The following is a 17719-nucleotide window of genomic DNA, read 5'->3' on the forward strand; positions in this document are numbered from 1 at the left end:
TGCGATGGTGGCCGCCTTCAGCGCCAGCCGTCGTTGCGACGGTCCGGCGTTGCGGCGCCCTGGGCCTGCAGGGCGCTCGCTATGCCTTGCGCCACCTCTTCCCGGCGCGCGCTCGCCGCTCGCTCGAGCACCTTGGAGATGCTGGGCGAGCTTTCGCTGCCGGTGACGCGCTGCACGGGCTGGTCGAGCCAATCGAAGTAACGGCGCTGGATCTCGTCGGAAAGCCATGCTCCATACGAGGTGCCTCGGGCACCTTGCTCCGCGATGAGGACGTTGTTGGTTTTGCGGATGCTGCGGCCGATGGTGTCCCAATCGATGCTGGCGCGGTCCAGCCAGCGCAAGTCTATGACTTCGACATCGGCACCCGTCTGTTCCACCGCGGCCAGGCTCTCGCTCACCATGGAAAGGTAGGTCAGCAATGTGAGCCGATTGCCCGTACGGCGAACCGCCGCCTTGCCGAACGGAATCTGGTAGTCGAGGTCATCAACCGGCGCCAGCCCGGTGGACGCATACAGATCGACATGTTCGATGACCAGCACCGGATCCTTCATCGCGAGGGCCGCATTCATCAGGCCCACGTAATCGAAAGGGGTGGCCGGAGCCACGATGCGCCAGCCGGGGTTGGTCGCGAATATGCCGGCTGGGTCCATCGAGTGCTGCGATCCGTAGCCCGTGCCGATAGCCACCTTGCTGCGCAGCACCAGCGGGACATCGATGTCGCCGCCGAACATATGACGCGCCTTGCCGATCTGATTGAATACCTGGTCTGCCGCGACCCACATGAAGTCGGGGTACATGAATTCGATGACGGGTTTGAATCTCCCATCCATTGCTATGCCGCCGCCCAGTCCGGTGAATGCGTTCTCGCTGATGGGGGTGCCCATCACACGGTCCGGATAGCTGCTCTTCAGGCCGCGCGTGGCGCCGTTGGTGCCCCCCTTCAGGCGGTGCACGTCTTCGCCCAGCACCACGATGCCGGGGTCGGTCTCCATCCGGCGCGCCATCACTTCGGCCACCATGTCGATGAACTTTCGTTCCTGCAGATCGCCGCTGAAGGTGGCTTCTTCTTCGCACCGGGCGCCTGCAAGCTCCGACAGGTCACTGCGCACACCGACGTCGCAGAAGGCCGGATCCGGCCAAAGCGCCGTCCTGATCCGGCGGGCGGTACGTTTGCCGGTCGCGTCCGTCTCTGTCAGCGATTCGACCGCACGGCTCATCGAGGCCTGCGCGCGTTCGCGCAGCCTCCTGATGTCCTCGGCGACGAGCAGGCCTCGCGCGACCATCTGCGATCCAAGGTTGTCCAGCGGGTCCCGTGCGCGCCAGGCCTGCTCTTCTTCCTTGGTTCGATATCCGAATGCGCTGCCGGGAAAGCTGCCATTCTGGTGGAAGTACCGGTAGACGTTCGCCTCGATGATGGTGGGGCCGCGTCCAGCGCGCATGTGTTCCAGCGCCTGTGCCATCGCCATGTTCACGGCGAGGGGGTCCATTCCGTCCACCCGCCAGCCCGGTATGTTGAAGGCCATGCCGCGCGCGGACAGGCGAGGTTCGGCGGTGGCTTCGTCAATATGGGTGGACACCGCGTACTGATTGTTCTCGATGAAGAAGCACAGCGGCAGGCGCCATGCCGCGGCGAGGTTCATGGTCTCGAGAACCGACCCAATGTTGACCGCGCCGTCGCCGAAGAACGTCACCGTGACGGCATCGCTGCCGGCGTGTTTCTTGGCCCAGGCGGCGCCAGCCGCCAGCGGCACGCCGCCGCCTACGATCGCATTCGTGCCCAGTACGCCGGCCTCGGCCCAGCGCAGGTGCATCGACCCGCCGCGCCCCTTGCAGAATCCGTCGGCCAGACCCAGTATTTCGGCCAGGGTGCGCTGCAGCAATCGATCCATCTCGGGCGTCACCTCGTCCTTGGGATCTATCCCCTGGGGCGCCAGGTAGGCGAGCGACTTGCTCAGGAACTGATGGTGGCCGCGATGCGAGCCATTGATGTCGTCCGTGGGCCGCAGGCCGATGATGGATCCGGCTGCCCCTCCTTCCTGCCCGATGCTCGAATGGGCGGGGCCATGCACCAGGCCGGCGGTCGCCAGTTCGAGCACGGTTTCCTCGAAAGCGCGGATGAAGTGCATGTGCGAAAGCAGTGTACCCAGGGTCTTCGGGTCGGCGCTCTTTCTGTCTTCGTTCGTCGCTCGCAGTTCAATCCAGCGCGAGGACGAAGACAGCTCGATGATGTCAGGCATGGAAGTCAGTCTCCGGGTGTCGGTTCGCACGGCGGCCGTCGCATTGGACGTGCAGGCCACGCAGGGTCTAGTCGCGCGTATCCCACAGGCGCGCCTGGGTGTGGCGTTCGTAGCCTTTGCCCCGGTTGAAACTCACGAGTTCGAATTGCATGCCCCATGGCGCGAGAAAGTAAACCCACTGCTGGCCGGAGCTGGGCCCGTTCACCCGTACGGTCGGCGTTCCCAGTACCCGTATCCCATGCGATTTCAGGTACGTGATTGCCGCCTCGATATCGTCCACGTACAGGGCCAGGTGATGTCCGCCGACGTCGCTGTTCCTGGGCAGTTCCGTGCGCTGGTCGGGGGATTCGTACTCGAACACTTCGTAGTTGCTGCCGTTGCGGCAGCGAAAGAAGCGCAGCTTGCGGACTATTGCCCGCGGATGCACATTCAGATGCTCCTGCATCCAGTCGTCCTCGGCAGCGATGGGGCCGATGTCGTAGAACTGCTGGCACCCCAGGATCTCGACGAAGAAGCGCGTCGCCTCTTCCAGGTCGGGTACGGTGAAGCCGATATGGTCTGTGCCTCTCAGCCCGGGCAAACCAAGATGCCCAGCTTCAGCGTCGGGGGGGGAATACATGAACGACGTCCATTCGGAAAAGCGTGCCATCCTGGCATCGCGTGGTTAATGGTCGGGACTGGCGATAAGGCGGATACTAGGCACTTTGCATCGGCCGTTCCAAGATGACGAAACATCAACTGGATCAGCAAAAGTAAACAGTCGCCGCACTTGCTCATGGGGAAGGGTTGACAAACCCTGAACACCTCAACGGTTCATACCCTTCCCGCGCAACCGGGTTGCCTCTATCTTGCGCAAACGTCCCTGGGTCCAGGGAGCCGTTCCTCTTGATCGGAGCAATCAGCTCATGTTTTCCATACAACCGCTAGACGGTCCATTCGGTGTCGAGATCGAGGGTCTGGATTTGTCCAGGCCCGTGTCCGAAGGCGATATTTCACGCCTCATAGAAATTTTCCATGCCCATCAGGTCATCAAGATTCCGAGGCAGGACATCACTTTGGAGCACTACGCCCGAATTGGAAAATGGTTCGGCAGGCCGCATCCGCACATTGTTGAAATTGGGCAGGTGCCGGGGTTTGAATACATATCGCTGCTGACCAACGAAGCCGAGATCCGGCGCAATACCTCGGCCTACTGGCATACGGACAACACCTATGAGGCTGAGCCGGCGTCGGCGACGATGCTCTGGGCGCACACGGTTCCCGCCCAGGGCGGTGGCACCTTGGTGGCGGATATGTATTCTGCTTACGACGACCTGCCGGCGACGCTGCGCAAGCAGATTGAAGGGCTGAAGACGCTCAATACCTGGGCGAAGAACAGGAAAGACCTGGCCGAACCGCCAGTGGGCGCAGCGCGCCTGGCTGAATTGGGCATCTACGCGCATCCACTGGTATTGAAGCACCCTGTGACGGGGCGCAAAGCCCTTTACTCCATTACCGGTTCGGCCTTTGGCGTCGAGGGCATGCCCGCCGATGAAGGTTCGGCGTTGCTGCAAGAGCTGACGCAGCACGCGACCCAGCAAAAATACCGGCTCGAGGTCGTCTACCAGAAGCACGATTTTGCGGCGTGGGACACGCTTTCGACGCTGCACGCCGCGACGCCGCATGCCGACCCCACCCAGCAGCGCGACATGCTGCGTGAAATGTATCGGATCAGTGTGAAAGGCATGTCGCCTTACGCCCGGAAGCACCCGGACGCGGCGCTTGCCCGTGCGTCCTGAGGGCCATCTCGCGTTGCGCGGTCTGCCCCTGTACTGCCCCGCCGTACCGGACGCCGCTGCTTAATTTTTCGGATTCAAAAGGAAGGTCAATGGAATTGAAGAACTTGCCCCGCGTGTTCAAGCTCGACACCATGCCGATGGTAGAGCGCATAGAAAACTTCAGCAGGACGGCGATCCGCACCGAGCAGTCCCTGCACACCATTGCCTGGTTCGAACCGGGCTACAAGACCAAGGGCCCTCATTCGCACCCTTTCGACCAGATTTCGTATGTCCTGTCGGGGGCTATGCGTTTTTGGGTGGGAGACGAAATAATCGAGCTGCAATCGCCAGGCGCGATCTATATCCCGGGCGGCGTGCCCCACTGCGCCGAAACGCTGGGCGATGAGCGTGCCCTGAATATCGATGTGTTTGCGCCTGCACGCGAGGATTATCTGTTCCTGTGCGAGCACCAGCAGTTCGTTTCTTGAAACCCAGCCATCTGTTTACTGACAGGGGCGCAGTCGTTCCGGAGGCGTAAGCACAGTATGGATCATCCTTCTCAATCTCGATCGGCCCCGGGCGGGGCCGATAGCTATGCCCGGCAGATGGCTGCCTATCAGGATGCGGGCCTGCGGCGGGCAGCGACCCTCGGCAACCGGGGCCCGCTACGCCTGGATCGCAATGGCAAGCTCGACGCGGCGATAGTGGATGCGTACCGGACCCACGGGTTCTATATTTTCGAAGGCGTCATCGACCCCCAGGAAGTCCGCGAGCTTATCGCGGCGGCCACCCATGTACTCGAGCGCGCGCCCGTGGCAAAGGGCGCGAAGGTCGACGCCAGGGGCCGTGCCGCAATCGGCACCGAATTCGCCCGGCCGTCGTTCTACATGGCCAAGCCCTTGTCCGATCCGCACGGCGGGACTTCCAACCTGGGCGGACGACACCCTGTGAAAATGACGGAATTGCCCGCGGCAGCCGATGCGCCTGCAGAGGTCGTGCTGCAGATTTACGGTATGTGCCAGATCATGCCGGCGGCGCTTCGGGTGTACGGCCACCCGCAGCTCCTGGCCGTCGCGGCCGCGATCAACGGCGACGATTTCGTGCCGTATACCGACGCCATCTTCGTCAAGCAACCGCGGCTGGGCGCAGCCGTGGCGTGGCATCAGGACGGGGTAACGCATTGGGGCAGCCCTGACTGGGATGACGGCATTCACGGATTCAACTTCCAGGTGCAGCTCTATCCCACGACGGCAGCCAATGCTCTCTGGATCGTGCCCGGTTCCCATAAGCTGGGAAAGATCGATATTCGCCGGCTGGTCGAGGAAAACGGGGGTAGCGACCTTATTCCGGGAGCCATTCCCCTGGTATGCGAGGCAGGGGATGTCACGGTGGCCAACCGGCAGATACTGCACGGCTCGTTCGCCAATTCGTCACCGGATATGCGGATGTCGATCACGTTCGGCTTTCATCGCCGCAGTGCCGTGTTGGGCCAGGCTCCCGCGCTGTCGCTGGCTGGCGGCGAGATCATGGACGCGGCGCGCATCGACCGCCGGTCTGCCGTACTGCAAGTGGCGATCGACGCCCGCAGCCAGCACTTTCCGCACGAACAGCCGTTCAGGTATGCCCCGTTTGCGGGTCGCGAGCGCGATTTCCGCCATACCCCGGAAAACTTCGAGCGGGTCATCAGGAACTATAACGTCTACGACCTGGCGATCTAGATCGAGCGGCAGGCATGACGCCTTCACGCGCCGCGGGATCGGGCGCGTGATGCTCCGGCCATGCCGTCTCGCCGATCAGTCCAGCGACAGCCCCAGGCGTTCGATGACTTCGTTCCATCGGGCCGTGTCTTTATTGATGCGGTCGGTCAGCCCTTGCGGGGTGGACGGCGCAGGGGTGAAGTACTGTTGCGCGAGCAGTTTGCGCACGGGTTCGCTGTTGATGATGCCGGCCAGTTCGCGGTTCAGTCGATCGACAATCGGCGCTGGCGTGCCGGCGGGCGCCAGGATCGCGTTCCAGGAGATCGCTTCGAAGCCCGGATAGCCCTGCTGGTCCATGGTGGGAATGCCCGCCAGCGACTCGCTGGGTTCGAGGCTGGTGATGGCAAGTGCCTTGACTTTCCCGCTGCCGACGTGCGGCATGGCGATGGCAGGCACCATGAAACCGGCCTGCACGTCGCCCGCAATGATGGCGGTGATGACCTGCGGGAACCCGGAATACGGAATGTGGGTGAGATCGATCTTGGCATCGCTCATGAACATTTCCATGGCCAGGTGCGCCGAACTGCCCGGCCCGACCGAGCCGTAGTTCAGCTCGCCCTTGCGTTCGCGCGCCAGCTTGACGAAATCGGCCACATTCGACACCGCCAGGTCGCCGGGCACGGTCAGCACATTGGGGCTGGTGGCCACCAGCGTGATGGGAGCCAGGTCTTTCAATGGGTCGTAGCCCAGCGTCTTCTTGTAGAGCGTCGGCGCGGTCACCAATGGACCGTTGATGGTGTAGAGCAGGGTGTACCCGTCCGGCGTGCCGCGCGCGACGGCGCGCGTGCCGATATTGCCCCCGGCGCCCGGCTTGTTGTCGATGATGACGGGCTGCCCCAGGGCCTGGGCCAGCGGCTCGGAAATCGTGCGCGCCAGCAGGTCGGGCGACGACCCGGGCGGGAACGGCACCACCATGTGGATCGGGCGTTCGGGCCATTCGGCCTGGGCGGCCGCGGGCAACAGGGCGATGGTGCTCAGTGCCAGGGTGAGGTGGCGCAGCGCGGCGCGGGCCCGGGAGGGACGGACAGAGAACATGACGCAAGCTCCTTGGATAAGGGCGATAAAGCCGATAGGGTACGTATTGTCAGCTGGCCGAGGGACTCAGATTTCGAGGCGAGCCTCGCGGGCCAGCAAGGCGGACACCGCCGTCATGGGGGCGACGCCGTCGAACAGCACCGCGCACACGGCTTCGGTAATGGGCAGTTCGACGCCCAGGTCGCGGGCGCGCTGCAGCGCCGCGCGCGCGCAGCGCACGCCTTCCGCGGTGATGCCGCTGGCCAGTATGTCGTCGAGCTTGCGTCCGGCGCCGATCTCGAGCCCGACGCGGCGGTTGCGCGACAGTTCGCCGGTGGCGGTCAGTACCAGGTCGCCCAGGCCGGTCAGGCCAGCAAAGGTTTCGGCCTGCGCGCCAAGCGCGACGCCGAAACGGCTCATTTCCGCCAGGCCGCGCGTGATGAGCGCAGCCCGCGCATTGGTGCCCAGGGCCAGGCCATCGGCTATGCCGCAGGCCACGGCAATGACATTCTTCAGAGCGCCGCCGACTTCCACACCGGCCACATCGGTGCTGGCATATACGCGCACCGGCCCGCCGTGCAAGGCGTTGGTGGTGGCGCTGCGTACCGGCTCGTGCTCGCTGGCGATGGTCAGCGCCACCGGCAGGCCTTGCGCGACTTCACGCGCGAACGAAGGGCCGGACAATACGCCACCGCGCACGTCGGGCATGCCGCCCAGGGCGTCGGCCACGATCTCATGGGGAAGGCGGGCCGTATCGACTTCGAACCCTTTGCAGGTCCAGACGATGGGAACCTGCGACAGACCCAGCGCCGGGAGGCGCGCGGCCAATTCCCGGCAGGTGGCGTGCAGGCCGGCCACCGGTACTCCCAGAATGATCAGGGCGCGATGCGGTGCGGCGGCCAGCGGCGCGAGCGCGGCGGCCAGGTCGCTGGTGGTGGTCAGCGCCTCGGGCAGCCGGATGCCGGGCAGATAGCGCTCGTTGGCGCGCTCCTGGGCGATCAGGGCAGCTCGCGCGGCATCGCGCGCCCACAGCACGGTGCGATGCCGGCGACTGGCCACGGCGGCCAGGGCAGTGCCCCAGCTGCCCGCGCCCAGAACGGCCACGCTCAAGGGGGCGGGCGCTTCTTTCATGTAGCGGCTGACGCTTACTGGCGCGTCGAGCCCGGCGGCAGAATGATGCCGGAGTCCGAGCCGTTGTTGGCGCCTTGCTGCTGCTGGGCCAACTCGGCCAGGCGCTGTTCATACAGGGCCTGGAAATTCACTTCGGCCAGGTGCAGCGCCGGCAACGACGTGCGGGTGATGGCGTCGGCGACGTTGGCGCGCAGGTACGGGTACAGCATGGTGGGGCACACGATGCCCAGCAGCGCGTCCATTTGCTCGGCCGGAATATTGGCCAGCTCGAAAATGCCGGCCTGCGTGCCTTCGACCAGGTACAGCACCTTGTCGTTGATGCGGGTCGTGACGGTGGCGGTGACCGTGGATTCGAACACCGTTTCCGCCAGGCGCTGGCCGCCCACGTTGATGCTGACTTCGACTTGCGGCTGCTCTTGTTCCAGGAACACGTGAGGCGCATTGGGCATTTCCAGCGACAGGTCTTTCAGGTAGACGCGCTGCAGATTGAACGAAGGCGCGTCGCCGCCTGCTTGCTGGGTGTTTTGGTCCTGATCAGCCATGAATATTTCCGGTAAGGGTGGGCAAAAAAATACGGCGGGGCATTCGCCCTCAGCTGCCGAGCAGGGGGGCAAGGCCGCCCGCGCGGTCGAGCGCCATGAGATCGTCGCAGCCGCCGACGTGTTTGTCGCCGATGAAGATCTGCGGCACGGTACGCCGGCCGGTGCGCTCGATCATGACATCGCGCTGGGACGGGTCCTGGTCGATGCGGATGATTTCCAGATCGGTGACGCCTCGTTGCTGCAGCAGGGACTGAGCCCTGGCGCAATAGGGGCAGTAATCCTTCGAATACATGACAACTTTGTTCATACCGGCTCCGGGTCAGGGTTTCTGGGTGACGGGCAGGCCGGCAGACGACCAGCCGCGCATGCCGCCTTCCATGACCGCCACTTCCGCGAACCCCTGGGAACGCAGTCGGCTGGCGACCCGGCCGGCATCCCGGCCAGTTTCGCACACCAGCACCAGCGGCTTGTTCTTGGGCAGCGAGCCCGCCTTTTGCTCGAGTTCTGCTGCAGGCATATTGCGTGCCTGGGGGATGTGCCCGGCCCGGAAGGCCTCGGTCGGCCGCACGTCGACCCAGACGGCGTGGCGCTGGTTGACCATCTGGATGGCCTCGGACGTGCTGATGCCGCCGCCGGAACGGCCCTTGCGCAATGCCGGCACGGCCAGCATGATGCCCGACACCAGGGCGACCGCCACGATGAAGATGTTGTTTTTATCTACCAAGAATTGCAGAAGATCCACGGAGGTTCCTGAACTGAAATCGGTGGGCCGGCATGAATGCGCGCGACCCGCCGGTAAACGGCGGCCCGGCCGGACCAGGCGGGCGGCAATGGCCGCTTGCCGGGTGAAAACCAGGGGCAAAATCGCTCAATTATAAAATGAGCGCATTCGTCAACTCCAAACCCGCCTGCGAGCGGCTGAAAACCATGCATAAACTCGTACTGATGCGTCACGGCGAAAGCCAGTGGAACCTTGAAAACCGCTTCACCGGCTGGACGGACGTCGATCTTACCGACACGGGCCGCGAACAGGCGCGCAAGGCCGGCGAATTGCTCAAGAAGGAGGGTTACGAGTTCGACCTGGCCTATACCTCGGTGCTCAAGCGCGCCATCCGCACCCTGTGGATCGCCCTGGACGCCATGGACGCCATGTACACGCCCGTGGGTATCAGCTGGCGCCTGAACGAGCGCCACTACGGCAACCTGCAGGGCCTGAACAAGGCCGAGACGGCGGCCAAATACGGCGATGAACAGGTGCTGATCTGGCGCCGCGCCTATGCCATCGCGCCCGAGCCGCTGTCGCTCGATGATGAGCGCCATCCGCGCTTTGACGGACGCTACGCCAAGATCCCGGCCGAGCAGCTGCCTGCCACCGAATGCCTGCAGGACACCGTGGCGCGCGTGCTGCCGTTCTGGAATGACTCGATCGCGCCGGCCATCCGCGCGGGCCGCAAGGTGCTGGTCGCCGCGCACGGCAACAGCCTGCGCGCGCTGATCAAGCATCTGGACAATATCTCTGACGATGATATCGTCGGCCTGAATATTCCCACCGGCCAGCCGCTGGTCTATGAACTGGACGAGGCGTTGCGCCCGATCCGCCATTATTATCTGGGGGACGCCGCCGAGATCGAAGCCGCCATGGCGGCAGTTGCGGCCCAGGGCAAGGCAAAAAAGGACTGATTCATGCGGTTTGTGGCGGGTTTGCTGTGGGTGGCTGCAGTGGCGGCGACGCCCCTGGCGTCGGTCGCGGCGTCTGCGGACCTGTCCGAGCGGCAGACCCAGGCCGCGCAGCAGCAGGCCGCGCTGCGCGACCGCATCGAAAGCCTGCAGAAAGACATCGATGACCGCGAGGCCGCCCGCCAGGAGGCGGCCGACGCCCTCAAAGCGTCCGAATCCGCCATCTCCCGCATCAATCGGCGCCTGCGCGATCTGGCAGAAGACAACCGCCGCGCCGAAGCACAGCATTCCCGGCTTGAACAGGAAATCGGCGCCCAGCAGCAGGCGCTGCAGCAACGCCGGGCCGAACTGGCCGAGCAGCTGCGAACGCAGTACACCAGCGGCCTGTCGCCCTGGGCGGCGCTGCTGTCGGGCGGCGACCCGCAGCAGCTGGGCCGCAACCTGGGCTACCTGGGGTATGTGTCGCGCGCACGCACCCAGACGGTGCAGAGCCTGAGGCAGGACATCGACCGACTGGCCGAGCTTCAAGGGCAGGCCGACGCCCGGCGCGGCGAAATCCAGGCCTTGGCCACCGAAGCCGCCCAGCAGAAAGACGAACTGGTGGCCCAGCAGAAGGAGCGGGCCACCCTGCTCGCCCGGCTGGAAGGACAGATTGCGGCGCAGCGTGCCGAGGCCCGGCAACTGGGCCGCGACGACGCCCGGCTGTCTAACCTGATCGGCGACCTTGAAAAGGCCATTGCCGAGCAGGCCGAGGCGGCGCGTCGAGCCGAAGAGGCCCGCCTGCGCGCCGAAGCCGTGCGCCTCGCCCAGGAAGCGCGCCTTGCCGAAGAGGCTCGCCAGAAGGCCGAGGCCGACCGCCGGGCGGAAGCCGCGCGGCAAGTCGAGCAGGCGCGCCGCAGCGCCGAAGCCCGCGACGCCGCGCAGGCTCGGGAACAGGTCGAGGCGGCGGCCGCCCGCGAGCGCGAATCCAGCCGCCCGAGCGGCCCGGTGGCCCTGGCCGACCCCGATGCGGCCGGGCTCAAGCCGGCCTGGCCGGGCGAGCGCCGCGTCATTGCGCAGACCCCGCCGCCCGCTTCCGGCGGGGCGCCGGCTCCCAGTCGGCCGCCGGCCGAGCCTGCTTCCGGCGCAGACGCCCCCGCCGCGCCACCCGCCGCGCCACCCGCCGCGGAAAGCCGCCAGGCCGAGGCCCCCCGCCGCGCCGCGCCGGTGGCCGCCGGGGGCGCCGGCCTGCGCCAGGGGCTGCCCGCTCCCGTGCGTGGTACGGTACAGGGTCGTTTCGGGGTAGATCGGCCCGACGGCGGCGTCTGGCGCGGTATCGTGCTTCGTACCGCGGCCGGCACGCCCGTCAAGGCGGTGGCCCCGGGTACCGTCGTCTACGCCGACTGGCTGCGGGGGTTCGGCAACCTGATCATCGTCGATCATGGCAAGCAGTACCTGACGGTTTACGCCTACAACCAAAGCCTGCTCAAGCAGGTCGGGGACGCAGTCGGCGCCGGCGACACCATCGCCACGGTGGGCGCCACCGGCGGGCAGGTGGAATCGGGCCTATACTTTGAAATTCGCTATCGTGGCGCTCCGGTGGATCCGGCCCAATGGCTGGCCCTATAACCCGGTATCAAAATCAGGAAGTGTGCATGGGCACTCGCAAGTTTCGCGGTTTCGGTTTGATTGCCATCGGCGCGGTGGCGGGCATTCTGCTCAGTCTGGGCGTCACGGCGCTGGCGCAGCGCGGCAGCCCCCTGCCGCTCGATGAGCTCCGGCAGCTCAGCAATGTGTTCGCCGCCATCAAGAACAACTACGTCGAGGCGGTCGACGACAAGACGCTCATCAACAATGCCATCTCGGGCATGGTGTCGAATCTCGACCCGCATTCGGCCTACCTCGATGCCGAGGCTTTCCGCGAAATGCAAAGCACCACCCAGGGTGAATTTGGCGGCCTGGGCATTGAAGTCGGCGCCGAGGACGGCTTCGTCAAGGTCATCTCGCCCATCGAAGATACGCCCGCCGCGCGCGCTGGCGTGCTGGCCGGTGACCTCATCATCAAGATCGACGATACCCCCACCAAGGGCATGTCGCTCAGCGAGGCGGTCAAGCTCATGCGTGGCGCCCCCAAGACGCCGATCACGCTGACCATCATGCGCGCCGACAACGCGCAACCCGTGGTCGTGCGCATCGTGCGCGACATCATCAAGGTGCGCAGCGTGCGCAGCAAGATGCTCGACAACAATGTGGCCTATGTGCGCATTGCACAGTTCCAGGAAAAAACCGGTTCCGACCTGGCCCGCCAGTTGAAGGAACTGGGCGCCAAGGGTGCGCCGAAGGGCCTGGTGCTCGACCTTCGCAACGATCCGGGCGGACTGCTCACCAGCGCAATCGGTGTGTCGGCGGCTTTCCTGCCCCCGGACGCGCTGGTGGTGTCCACCGACGGCCGTACGCCCGACTCGCGGCACAAGTACCTGGCCACCCCTGCCGAATACGCCCGTGGCGAAGGCAATTATCTTTCGGGCCTGCCCGCCTGGGTGAAAACCGTGCCCATGGTGGTGCTGGTCAACATCGGTTCGGCCTCGGCCTCTGAAATCGTGGCGGGCGCCCTGCAAGACCACAAGCGCGCCAAGGTGCTGGGCAATCGCACATTCGGCAAGGGCTCGGTGCAGATCATCCTGCCGCTCAGCCAGGACACCGGCGTCAAGCTCACCACCTCGCGCTACTTCACGCCCAGCGGCCGTTCCATCCAGGCCACGGGCATCGAGCCGGATTACGTCGTGGCCGACACCGCCGAAGGCGATCTCTTCCGCCTGCCGCGCGAGGCCGACCTGCAACGCCACCTGGCCAACAACCAGAGCGACGAGGTGAAATCCACTCTCGATGGCGAAGCCACGCCTGTGCCCACCAAGATGTTCGAATTCGGCGGCAAAGATGACTTCCAGCTGCAGCAGGCCCTGAACCTGCTGGCGGGCAAGCCTGTGCAGAAGGGCAGCGCCCGGGCCCAGGCCAAGGCCGCGGCCAAGCCTGGTGCGGGCACGCCCGAACGCCTGACCATCACGCCGTCCGGAGTCGAGCCCGCCAAGATCAAATGAACGATCAGCAGTTACTGCGCTATGCCCGGCACATTCTGCTCAATGAGCTGGGCATCGAGGGCCAGGAAAAATTCCTGGCCGGCAAGGTCCTGATCGTTGGTGCGGGGGGGCTGGGCTCGCCCGCCGCGCTGTATCTTGCCACCGCGGGGGTGGGTGATATCACCCTGGCCGACGACGACACCGTCGAGCTCAGCAATCTGCAGCGCCAGATCCTGCACGTGAACGCCAGCGTAGGCCGCCCCAAGGCCGAGTCCGGCCGTGACACGCTGGCTGCCTATAACCCTGAAACCCGCGTCACGCCACGCGTGGAACGGCTTGACGGCCAGTCTCTCAGCGACGCAGTGGCTGCCGCTGACGTGGTGCTCGATTGCACCGACAACTTCACCACGCGGCATGCCATCAACCGCGCTTGCGTGCATCACCGCAAGCCCCTGGTGTCGGGCGCGGCCATACGCTTTGACGGGCAGGTCAGCGTCTACGACTTGCGCCGTGACGATGCTCCTTGCTATCACTGCCTGTTTCCCGAAGCCGACGAAGTCGAAGAGGCCAACTGCGCCACGATGGGCGTCTTCGCCCCGGTGGTGGGCATCATCGGCGCCACGCAGGCCGCCGAAGCCCTGAAGCTGCTGGCGGGCATCGGCGAAAGCCTGTCGGGCCGCCTGCTGTGGCTGGACGTGCGCACCATGCAATGGCGCAGCGTGAATGTGCAGCGCGACCCCGAATGCGCGGTGTGTGCGCATCGCGGGCAGGTATCCGTCGCCGCGTAGCGCTTAGTCTCCCCGCAGTGCCGCCACGGCCATATCCACAAAGGCCCTGACCTTCGCTGGCGCCTGCCGCCCCTCGGTGTACAGCACATGAATGGGCAGCGGCGGATCCTCGTAGTCTTCCAGCACAATCTGCAGTCGCCCGTCGCGCAGCGCCGGTTCGATCTGGTAATGCAGCGGGCGCGTCAGCGCCAGGCCGGCGACCGCCGTGTCGATGGCCGCATCAAGCGTATTGGACTGCAGCCAGCTGTGTATGGTGACTTTCTGATCGCCGGCGAAGCGCCACTCCGGCGAGACCCATGCCCCCGTAGAGACTGCTACGCGATGGTGCTTCAGGTCGGCGGGCGTGCGCGGCACGCCATGCGCTTCGAAGTAAGCCGGGGCGCCGCACACCACGCGGCGCACGGTGCCCACCTGGATCGCGGAAAAGCCCGAATCTTGCAGCCGGCCGATGCGTATCGCCACATCGATGCCTTCTTCTACCAGGTTCACGGGGCGGTCCACGAACAGCACCCGGCCGTTCACATCGGGATAGCGCTGCAGATAGTCGTGCAGGATGGGCAGCACAAACATGCGCCCGAACAGAACCGGTGCCGTGACCGACAATGTGCCCGATGGCGCCGCGTGAAAACCCGCCGCCGCGGCTTCGGCCTCGTCGATGCTGGCCAGTATGCGCTTGCAGTCGTCGCGATAGCGGCGCCCGGGTTCGGTCAGCTTTACCGAGCGGGTGGTGCGCACGAACAGCCGGGCGCCGATGGCCTGCTCGAGCGCAGCGATGGCCCGCGTGACGCCGGCCGCGCTCAGATGAAGCTGGCGCGCGGCCCCGGCGAAGCTCTCGGTTTCGGCCACTTTCACGAAGATGCGCATCGCCTGCCAGCGATCCATGCCGGGTTTCTCCCGCGGGGTAGTTGAGCTTGCTTTATCCACTGGTGCAGGCGCCTATATTAATGAAGACCGTCAGCCGCGCATCACCGCGTGTGCGGCGGCGGCCTGGGCAAGGGGCCGGGCCGCCGCTGTCCGCCCCGTCAGAGAGCGAGCTGGACGCTGCCCTGGCCATCGCCGGCCTGCTGGGCGGGTACGGCGCAGCAGATCAGCACTTCGTCGTCGGCCACGGCGGCGGTGGGCGTCTGCGCATACGTGACCGACCCCTTCAAAAGGCGCGTCCGGCAGGTGCCGCAGGAGCCCGCCCTGCAGCTGAACTCCGGCTCCAGGCCGCGGGATTCCGCCAGTTCAAGCAATGAGCCGCCGCCCGGCGTCCAGCGGGCCTCCTTGCCCGAGTTCGCGAAGATCACGGGCACGGGTACGGGTGACGGGACGGGCGCGGCAGGCGCGGCATCGGCCCGCGAGTCGCGCGAGAGCGAGGCGGGACCGAAGGCCTCGGCATGGATGCGGGTATCGGCGATCCCATAGCTCCTGAGCCCGTCATAAAGGCCCTGGGCGAATGGCGCGGGCCCGCAAAGATAGAAGTCGTAGTCATCGAACGCCAGCTCCTGCTTGAGCACCGCCATGTCGATGCGGCCCGCGACGTCATAGTCGCGGCCTGCCTGCGCGCCGGTCGCGTCGCCCAGTACACGCACCCAGCGCACGGCGCCCCGGGCTCGGGCGACCAGTTCAGCCAGCTCGCCGTCGAACGCGCGGTCTGCCAGAGTGCGGGACGCCTGGAACAGAATGGCGGGCCGCATGCGCTGCGTGCGCATGCCTTCGTCCACCAGGTGCCTGAGCATCGCCAGCAGTGGGGTGATGCCCACGCCGCCCGCCAGCAATACCGCTGGACCGGGCTGCGCGGCATCTATCGTGAACAGGCCGGCCGGTGCGCGGGCTTCGATCGTGTCGCCAACCCGGACGTGATCGTGCAGGTGCCGCGACATCGCGCCCTGGCGCTTGACGCTGATGCGATAGATCCCGTCGGACGGAGCGGTGGACAAGGTGTAGGTCCGCACGGCGGGCTTGTCCGCCCCGGGCAGCGTCAGCCGTATGGGCAGGTGCTGGCCGGCCTGATGCGCCGGAGGGCGGCCGCCATCGGCCGGCATCAGGTAGAACGACCTTATCGTCGCGCTTTCATCGTCGATCCGCGTGACGGTATAGGGACGCCACTGAGTGGCGAGCCGGCTCGCTCCCAGGCGGTCAGCGGCCTGGCTCCAATCGCCTGTCATCAATGCATGGGGCGACCATCCGTCGTCCCTGAACGTCCAGCGCAGGGGCAGGGCGCCGGTGCGCCGCAGCACGCGCCTCGCGCGAAATGTCCACAGGCGTTGCGCGCCCTCGAATGCGCCGATCTCGGGCGAATCCAGGATGACCTGGGCATCGCCCGTCATCTGCAGCACGTCGCCGCTTGCGTAGTCCACGAATATCAGGCCGGCCCTGCCGTTCAGCAGAATATTGCCCAAGGTGTTGAAGAACAGGTTGCCGTCAAAGTCGGGAATGGTGAGCAAGCCGTCGGCGCCGACACGCACGAAGCCGGCCTTGCCGCCCCGGTGCGACACGTCGACCTGGCGATGTTCCTCGCGGTCGGCATACGAGGCAACAAAGAATGCATCGGCCGATTCAATCATGGCGCGTGCCGATGCATCGACGCCTTCCAGCTGATGTTGCGGCGCCGTCCACGGTTCGGCGGGGTCGCGCACGAACTCGGCGTCGCGCAGCTGGATATAGCGCGGGCAGTTGCCGAAGCTCTGATCCACCATCACGCGCAACGCGTTCCCCTGCCGCGACAGCACGCCGTTCATGCGGTTGCGGCGCCGCGTGTGCATCTCAATGCCGAGCAGCCCGACCGGCGCGCCGTCGTGCAGGCCGGCGCCCGCGGGGTCCCCCGGATCGACGCTGGCCGCGATGTCCAGGAGAGTCGGCGTGGGCGAGGTCATGAAACCGGGCCGGCCGGCCAGCAGCGTTGCCCACGCATCGCCATCCGAATCTACCGAGCCCGCCACGACAAACGGCAACTGGGCATAGAAATCGCGGTGCTGGTCGGGCATGTAGTCGCGCACCACCCGCTGGCCCAGTTCACGCATGTGTTCAACGACGCCCACCTTCTCCTGGATGAGAATTTCTCCTTCGTGCCAGGTGGGCAGTTTCGGAAGCGTCTGGTCCATGTGTATATCCATGTCGGGGCGGTGCGAAGCGCCAGCGAGCGGGCTGGCGCGCCAGGACGCTCAGGCGGCCAGGCCGACGGGGCTGCGGGCAAAGGGCACAAAGCCGGGCAGTGCCTCGACCCTGCGCAGGAAATCGTTGACGGCGGGGTAGTCCGTCAGGTCGACATTGCCTTCGGGCGCTCGCGCCACGTAGCTGTAGATCGCCACATCGGCAATCGTCGGGCGCGGGCCGGCCAGCCAGTCGCGCGCCGACAGATGGTCCTGCAGCCGCGCCAGGATGACGTGCGCGCGTGCAATGACTTCTTCCAGGTTGTATTGGGCGCCGAACAGCGTCACCATGCGCGCGGCTGCCGGGCCGTAGGCGACTTCCCCGGCCGCCACCGACAGCCAGCGCTGCACCGCGGCCGCTCCGGCGGCGTCGTCCGGCAGCCAGTCGGTGCGGCCCGCCTTTTTCGCCAGGTAAACGAGAATGGCAGTGGAGTCGGCCACGATCACGCCGTCGTCGTCCAGCACCGGTATTTGTCCGAACGGGTTCAGCGCCAGGAACTCGGGGGCGCGGTGTGCGCCGGCCGCCACGTCGACTTCGACGAGTTCGTGCGGTAATTCCAGCAGCCCCAATAACAGGCGGGCGCGGTGGGCATGGCCGGATAGCGGATGGTGATAGAGCTTCATCG

At 65.8% G+C, this 17719-nt stretch carries 17 protein-coding genes; 7 read left to right on the top strand and 10 right to left on the bottom strand.

From position 1 onward, the window contains the following. Positions 1–17: 17 nt before the first annotated feature. Both ACV17W_RS14875 and ACV17W_RS14880 read right to left on the bottom strand, forming a co-directional pair. On the bottom strand, positions 18–2237 hold the full coding sequence (locus tag ACV17W_RS14875) for an alpha-ketoacid dehydrogenase subunit alpha/beta (protein ID WP_462593101.1): 2220 nt from the start codon (positions 2235–2237) through the stop codon (positions 18–20). Between the two features lie 67 nt (positions 2238–2304). After that, positions 2305–2886, bottom strand: coding sequence for a VOC family protein (locus ACV17W_RS14880; RefSeq protein ID WP_462593102.1), 582 nt, complete (start codon positions 2884–2886; stop codon positions 2305–2307). A 256-nt stretch (positions 2887–3142) separates the two neighbouring features. On the opposite strand from ACV17W_RS14880, the gene ACV17W_RS14885 reads away from it, so the two are divergent. From ACV17W_RS14885 to ACV17W_RS14895, 3 genes are all read left to right on the top strand, one after another. Beyond that, on the top strand, positions 3143–4015 hold the full coding sequence (locus tag ACV17W_RS14885) for a TauD/TfdA dioxygenase family protein (RefSeq protein WP_462593103.1): 873 nt from the start codon (positions 3143–3145) through the stop codon (positions 4013–4015). An 89-nt stretch (positions 4016–4104) separates the two neighbouring features. Continuing rightward, on the top strand, positions 4105–4482 hold the full coding sequence (locus tag ACV17W_RS14890) for a cupin domain-containing protein (RefSeq protein ID WP_462593104.1): 378 nt from the start codon (positions 4105–4107) through the stop codon (positions 4480–4482). 57 nt (positions 4483–4539) lie between these two features. Then, positions 4540–5712 carry a phytanoyl-CoA dioxygenase family protein gene (locus tag ACV17W_RS14895; protein ID WP_462593105.1) on the top strand — a complete coding sequence of 391 codons (1173 nt, stop codon included), beginning with the start codon at positions 4540–4542 and terminating at the stop codon, positions 5710–5712. 75 nt (positions 5713–5787) lie between these two features. Here the strand turns inward: ACV17W_RS14895 and ACV17W_RS14900 are convergent, their stop codons facing one another. From ACV17W_RS14900 to ACV17W_RS14920, 5 genes are all read right to left on the bottom strand, one after another. Further along, positions 5788–6786: a Bug family tripartite tricarboxylate transporter substrate binding protein gene (locus ACV17W_RS14900; protein WP_462593106.1), complete on the bottom strand. Its 999-nt coding sequence runs from the start codon at positions 6784–6786 to the stop codon at positions 5788–5790. A gap of 66 nt (positions 6787–6852) precedes the next feature. Further along, positions 6853–7896, bottom strand: coding sequence for an NAD(P)H-dependent glycerol-3-phosphate dehydrogenase (locus tag ACV17W_RS14905; protein ID WP_462593107.1), 1044 nt, complete (start codon positions 7894–7896; stop codon positions 6853–6855). 14 nt (positions 7897–7910) lie between these two features. Then, complete coding sequence (gene secB, locus ACV17W_RS14910) at positions 7911–8438, bottom strand: protein-export chaperone SecB (RefSeq protein WP_462593108.1); 528 nt, start codon at positions 8436–8438, stop codon at positions 7911–7913. Between the two features lie 49 nt (positions 8439–8487). Then, positions 8488–8745 (bottom strand): glutaredoxin 3, encoded by a 258-nt coding sequence (gene grxC, locus ACV17W_RS14915; protein ID WP_462593109.1) that lies wholly within the window; start codon positions 8743–8745, stop codon positions 8488–8490. Positions 8746–8757: 12 nt separating this feature from the next. Further along, positions 8758–9180 carry a rhodanese-like domain-containing protein gene (locus ACV17W_RS14920; protein WP_462593110.1) on the bottom strand — a complete coding sequence of 141 codons (423 nt, stop codon included), beginning with the start codon at positions 9178–9180 and terminating at the stop codon, positions 8758–8760. A gap of 185 nt (positions 9181–9365) precedes the next feature. Here ACV17W_RS14920 and gpmA point away from each other — a divergent pair, with 185 nt between their 5' ends. The 4 genes from gpmA to ACV17W_RS14940 are packed head-to-tail and all read left to right on the top strand — an operon-like array spanning position 9366 to position 13959. Beyond that, a complete protein-coding gene (gene gpmA, locus ACV17W_RS14925) occupies positions 9366–10118 on the top strand; it encodes a 2,3-diphosphoglycerate-dependent phosphoglycerate mutase (protein ID WP_462593111.1) in 753 nt (250 codons plus the stop codon). Positions 10119–10121: 3 nt separating this feature from the next. Beyond that, positions 10122–11723, top strand: coding sequence for a peptidoglycan DD-metalloendopeptidase family protein (locus tag ACV17W_RS14930; RefSeq protein ID WP_462593112.1), 1602 nt, complete (start codon positions 10122–10124; stop codon positions 11721–11723). Positions 11724–11749: 26 nt separating this feature from the next. Beyond that, complete coding sequence (locus tag ACV17W_RS14935; RefSeq protein WP_462593113.1) at positions 11750–13192, top strand: S41 family peptidase; 1443 nt, start codon at positions 11750–11752, stop codon at positions 13190–13192. Further along, entirely contained in the window at positions 13189–13959 is a 771-nt protein-coding gene (locus tag ACV17W_RS14940; protein WP_462593114.1) for a HesA/MoeB/ThiF family protein, read from the top strand. The genes ACV17W_RS14935 and ACV17W_RS14940 overlap by 4 nt, the downstream gene beginning before the upstream one ends. A gap of 3 nt (positions 13960–13962) precedes the next feature. Here the strand turns inward: ACV17W_RS14940 and ACV17W_RS14945 are convergent, their stop codons facing one another. From ACV17W_RS14945 to ACV17W_RS14955, 3 genes are all read right to left on the bottom strand, one after another. Beyond that, on the bottom strand, positions 13963–14841 hold the full coding sequence (locus ACV17W_RS14945; RefSeq protein ID WP_462593115.1) for a LysR family transcriptional regulator: 879 nt from the start codon (positions 14839–14841) through the stop codon (positions 13963–13965). 140 nt (positions 14842–14981) lie between these two features. Next, complete coding sequence (locus tag ACV17W_RS14950; protein ID WP_462593116.1) at positions 14982–17045, bottom strand: 2Fe-2S iron-sulfur cluster-binding protein; 2064 nt, start codon at positions 17043–17045, stop codon at positions 14982–14984. Between the two features lie 60 nt (positions 17046–17105). Further along, positions 17106–17717 carry a glutathione S-transferase family protein gene (locus tag ACV17W_RS14955; protein WP_462593117.1) on the bottom strand — a complete coding sequence of 204 codons (612 nt, stop codon included), beginning with the start codon at positions 17715–17717 and terminating at the stop codon, positions 17106–17108. Between the last annotated feature and the right edge of the window lie 2 nt (positions 17718–17719).

This window comes from Bordetella sp. MIP270_01_BMS, from assembly GCF_054958705.1.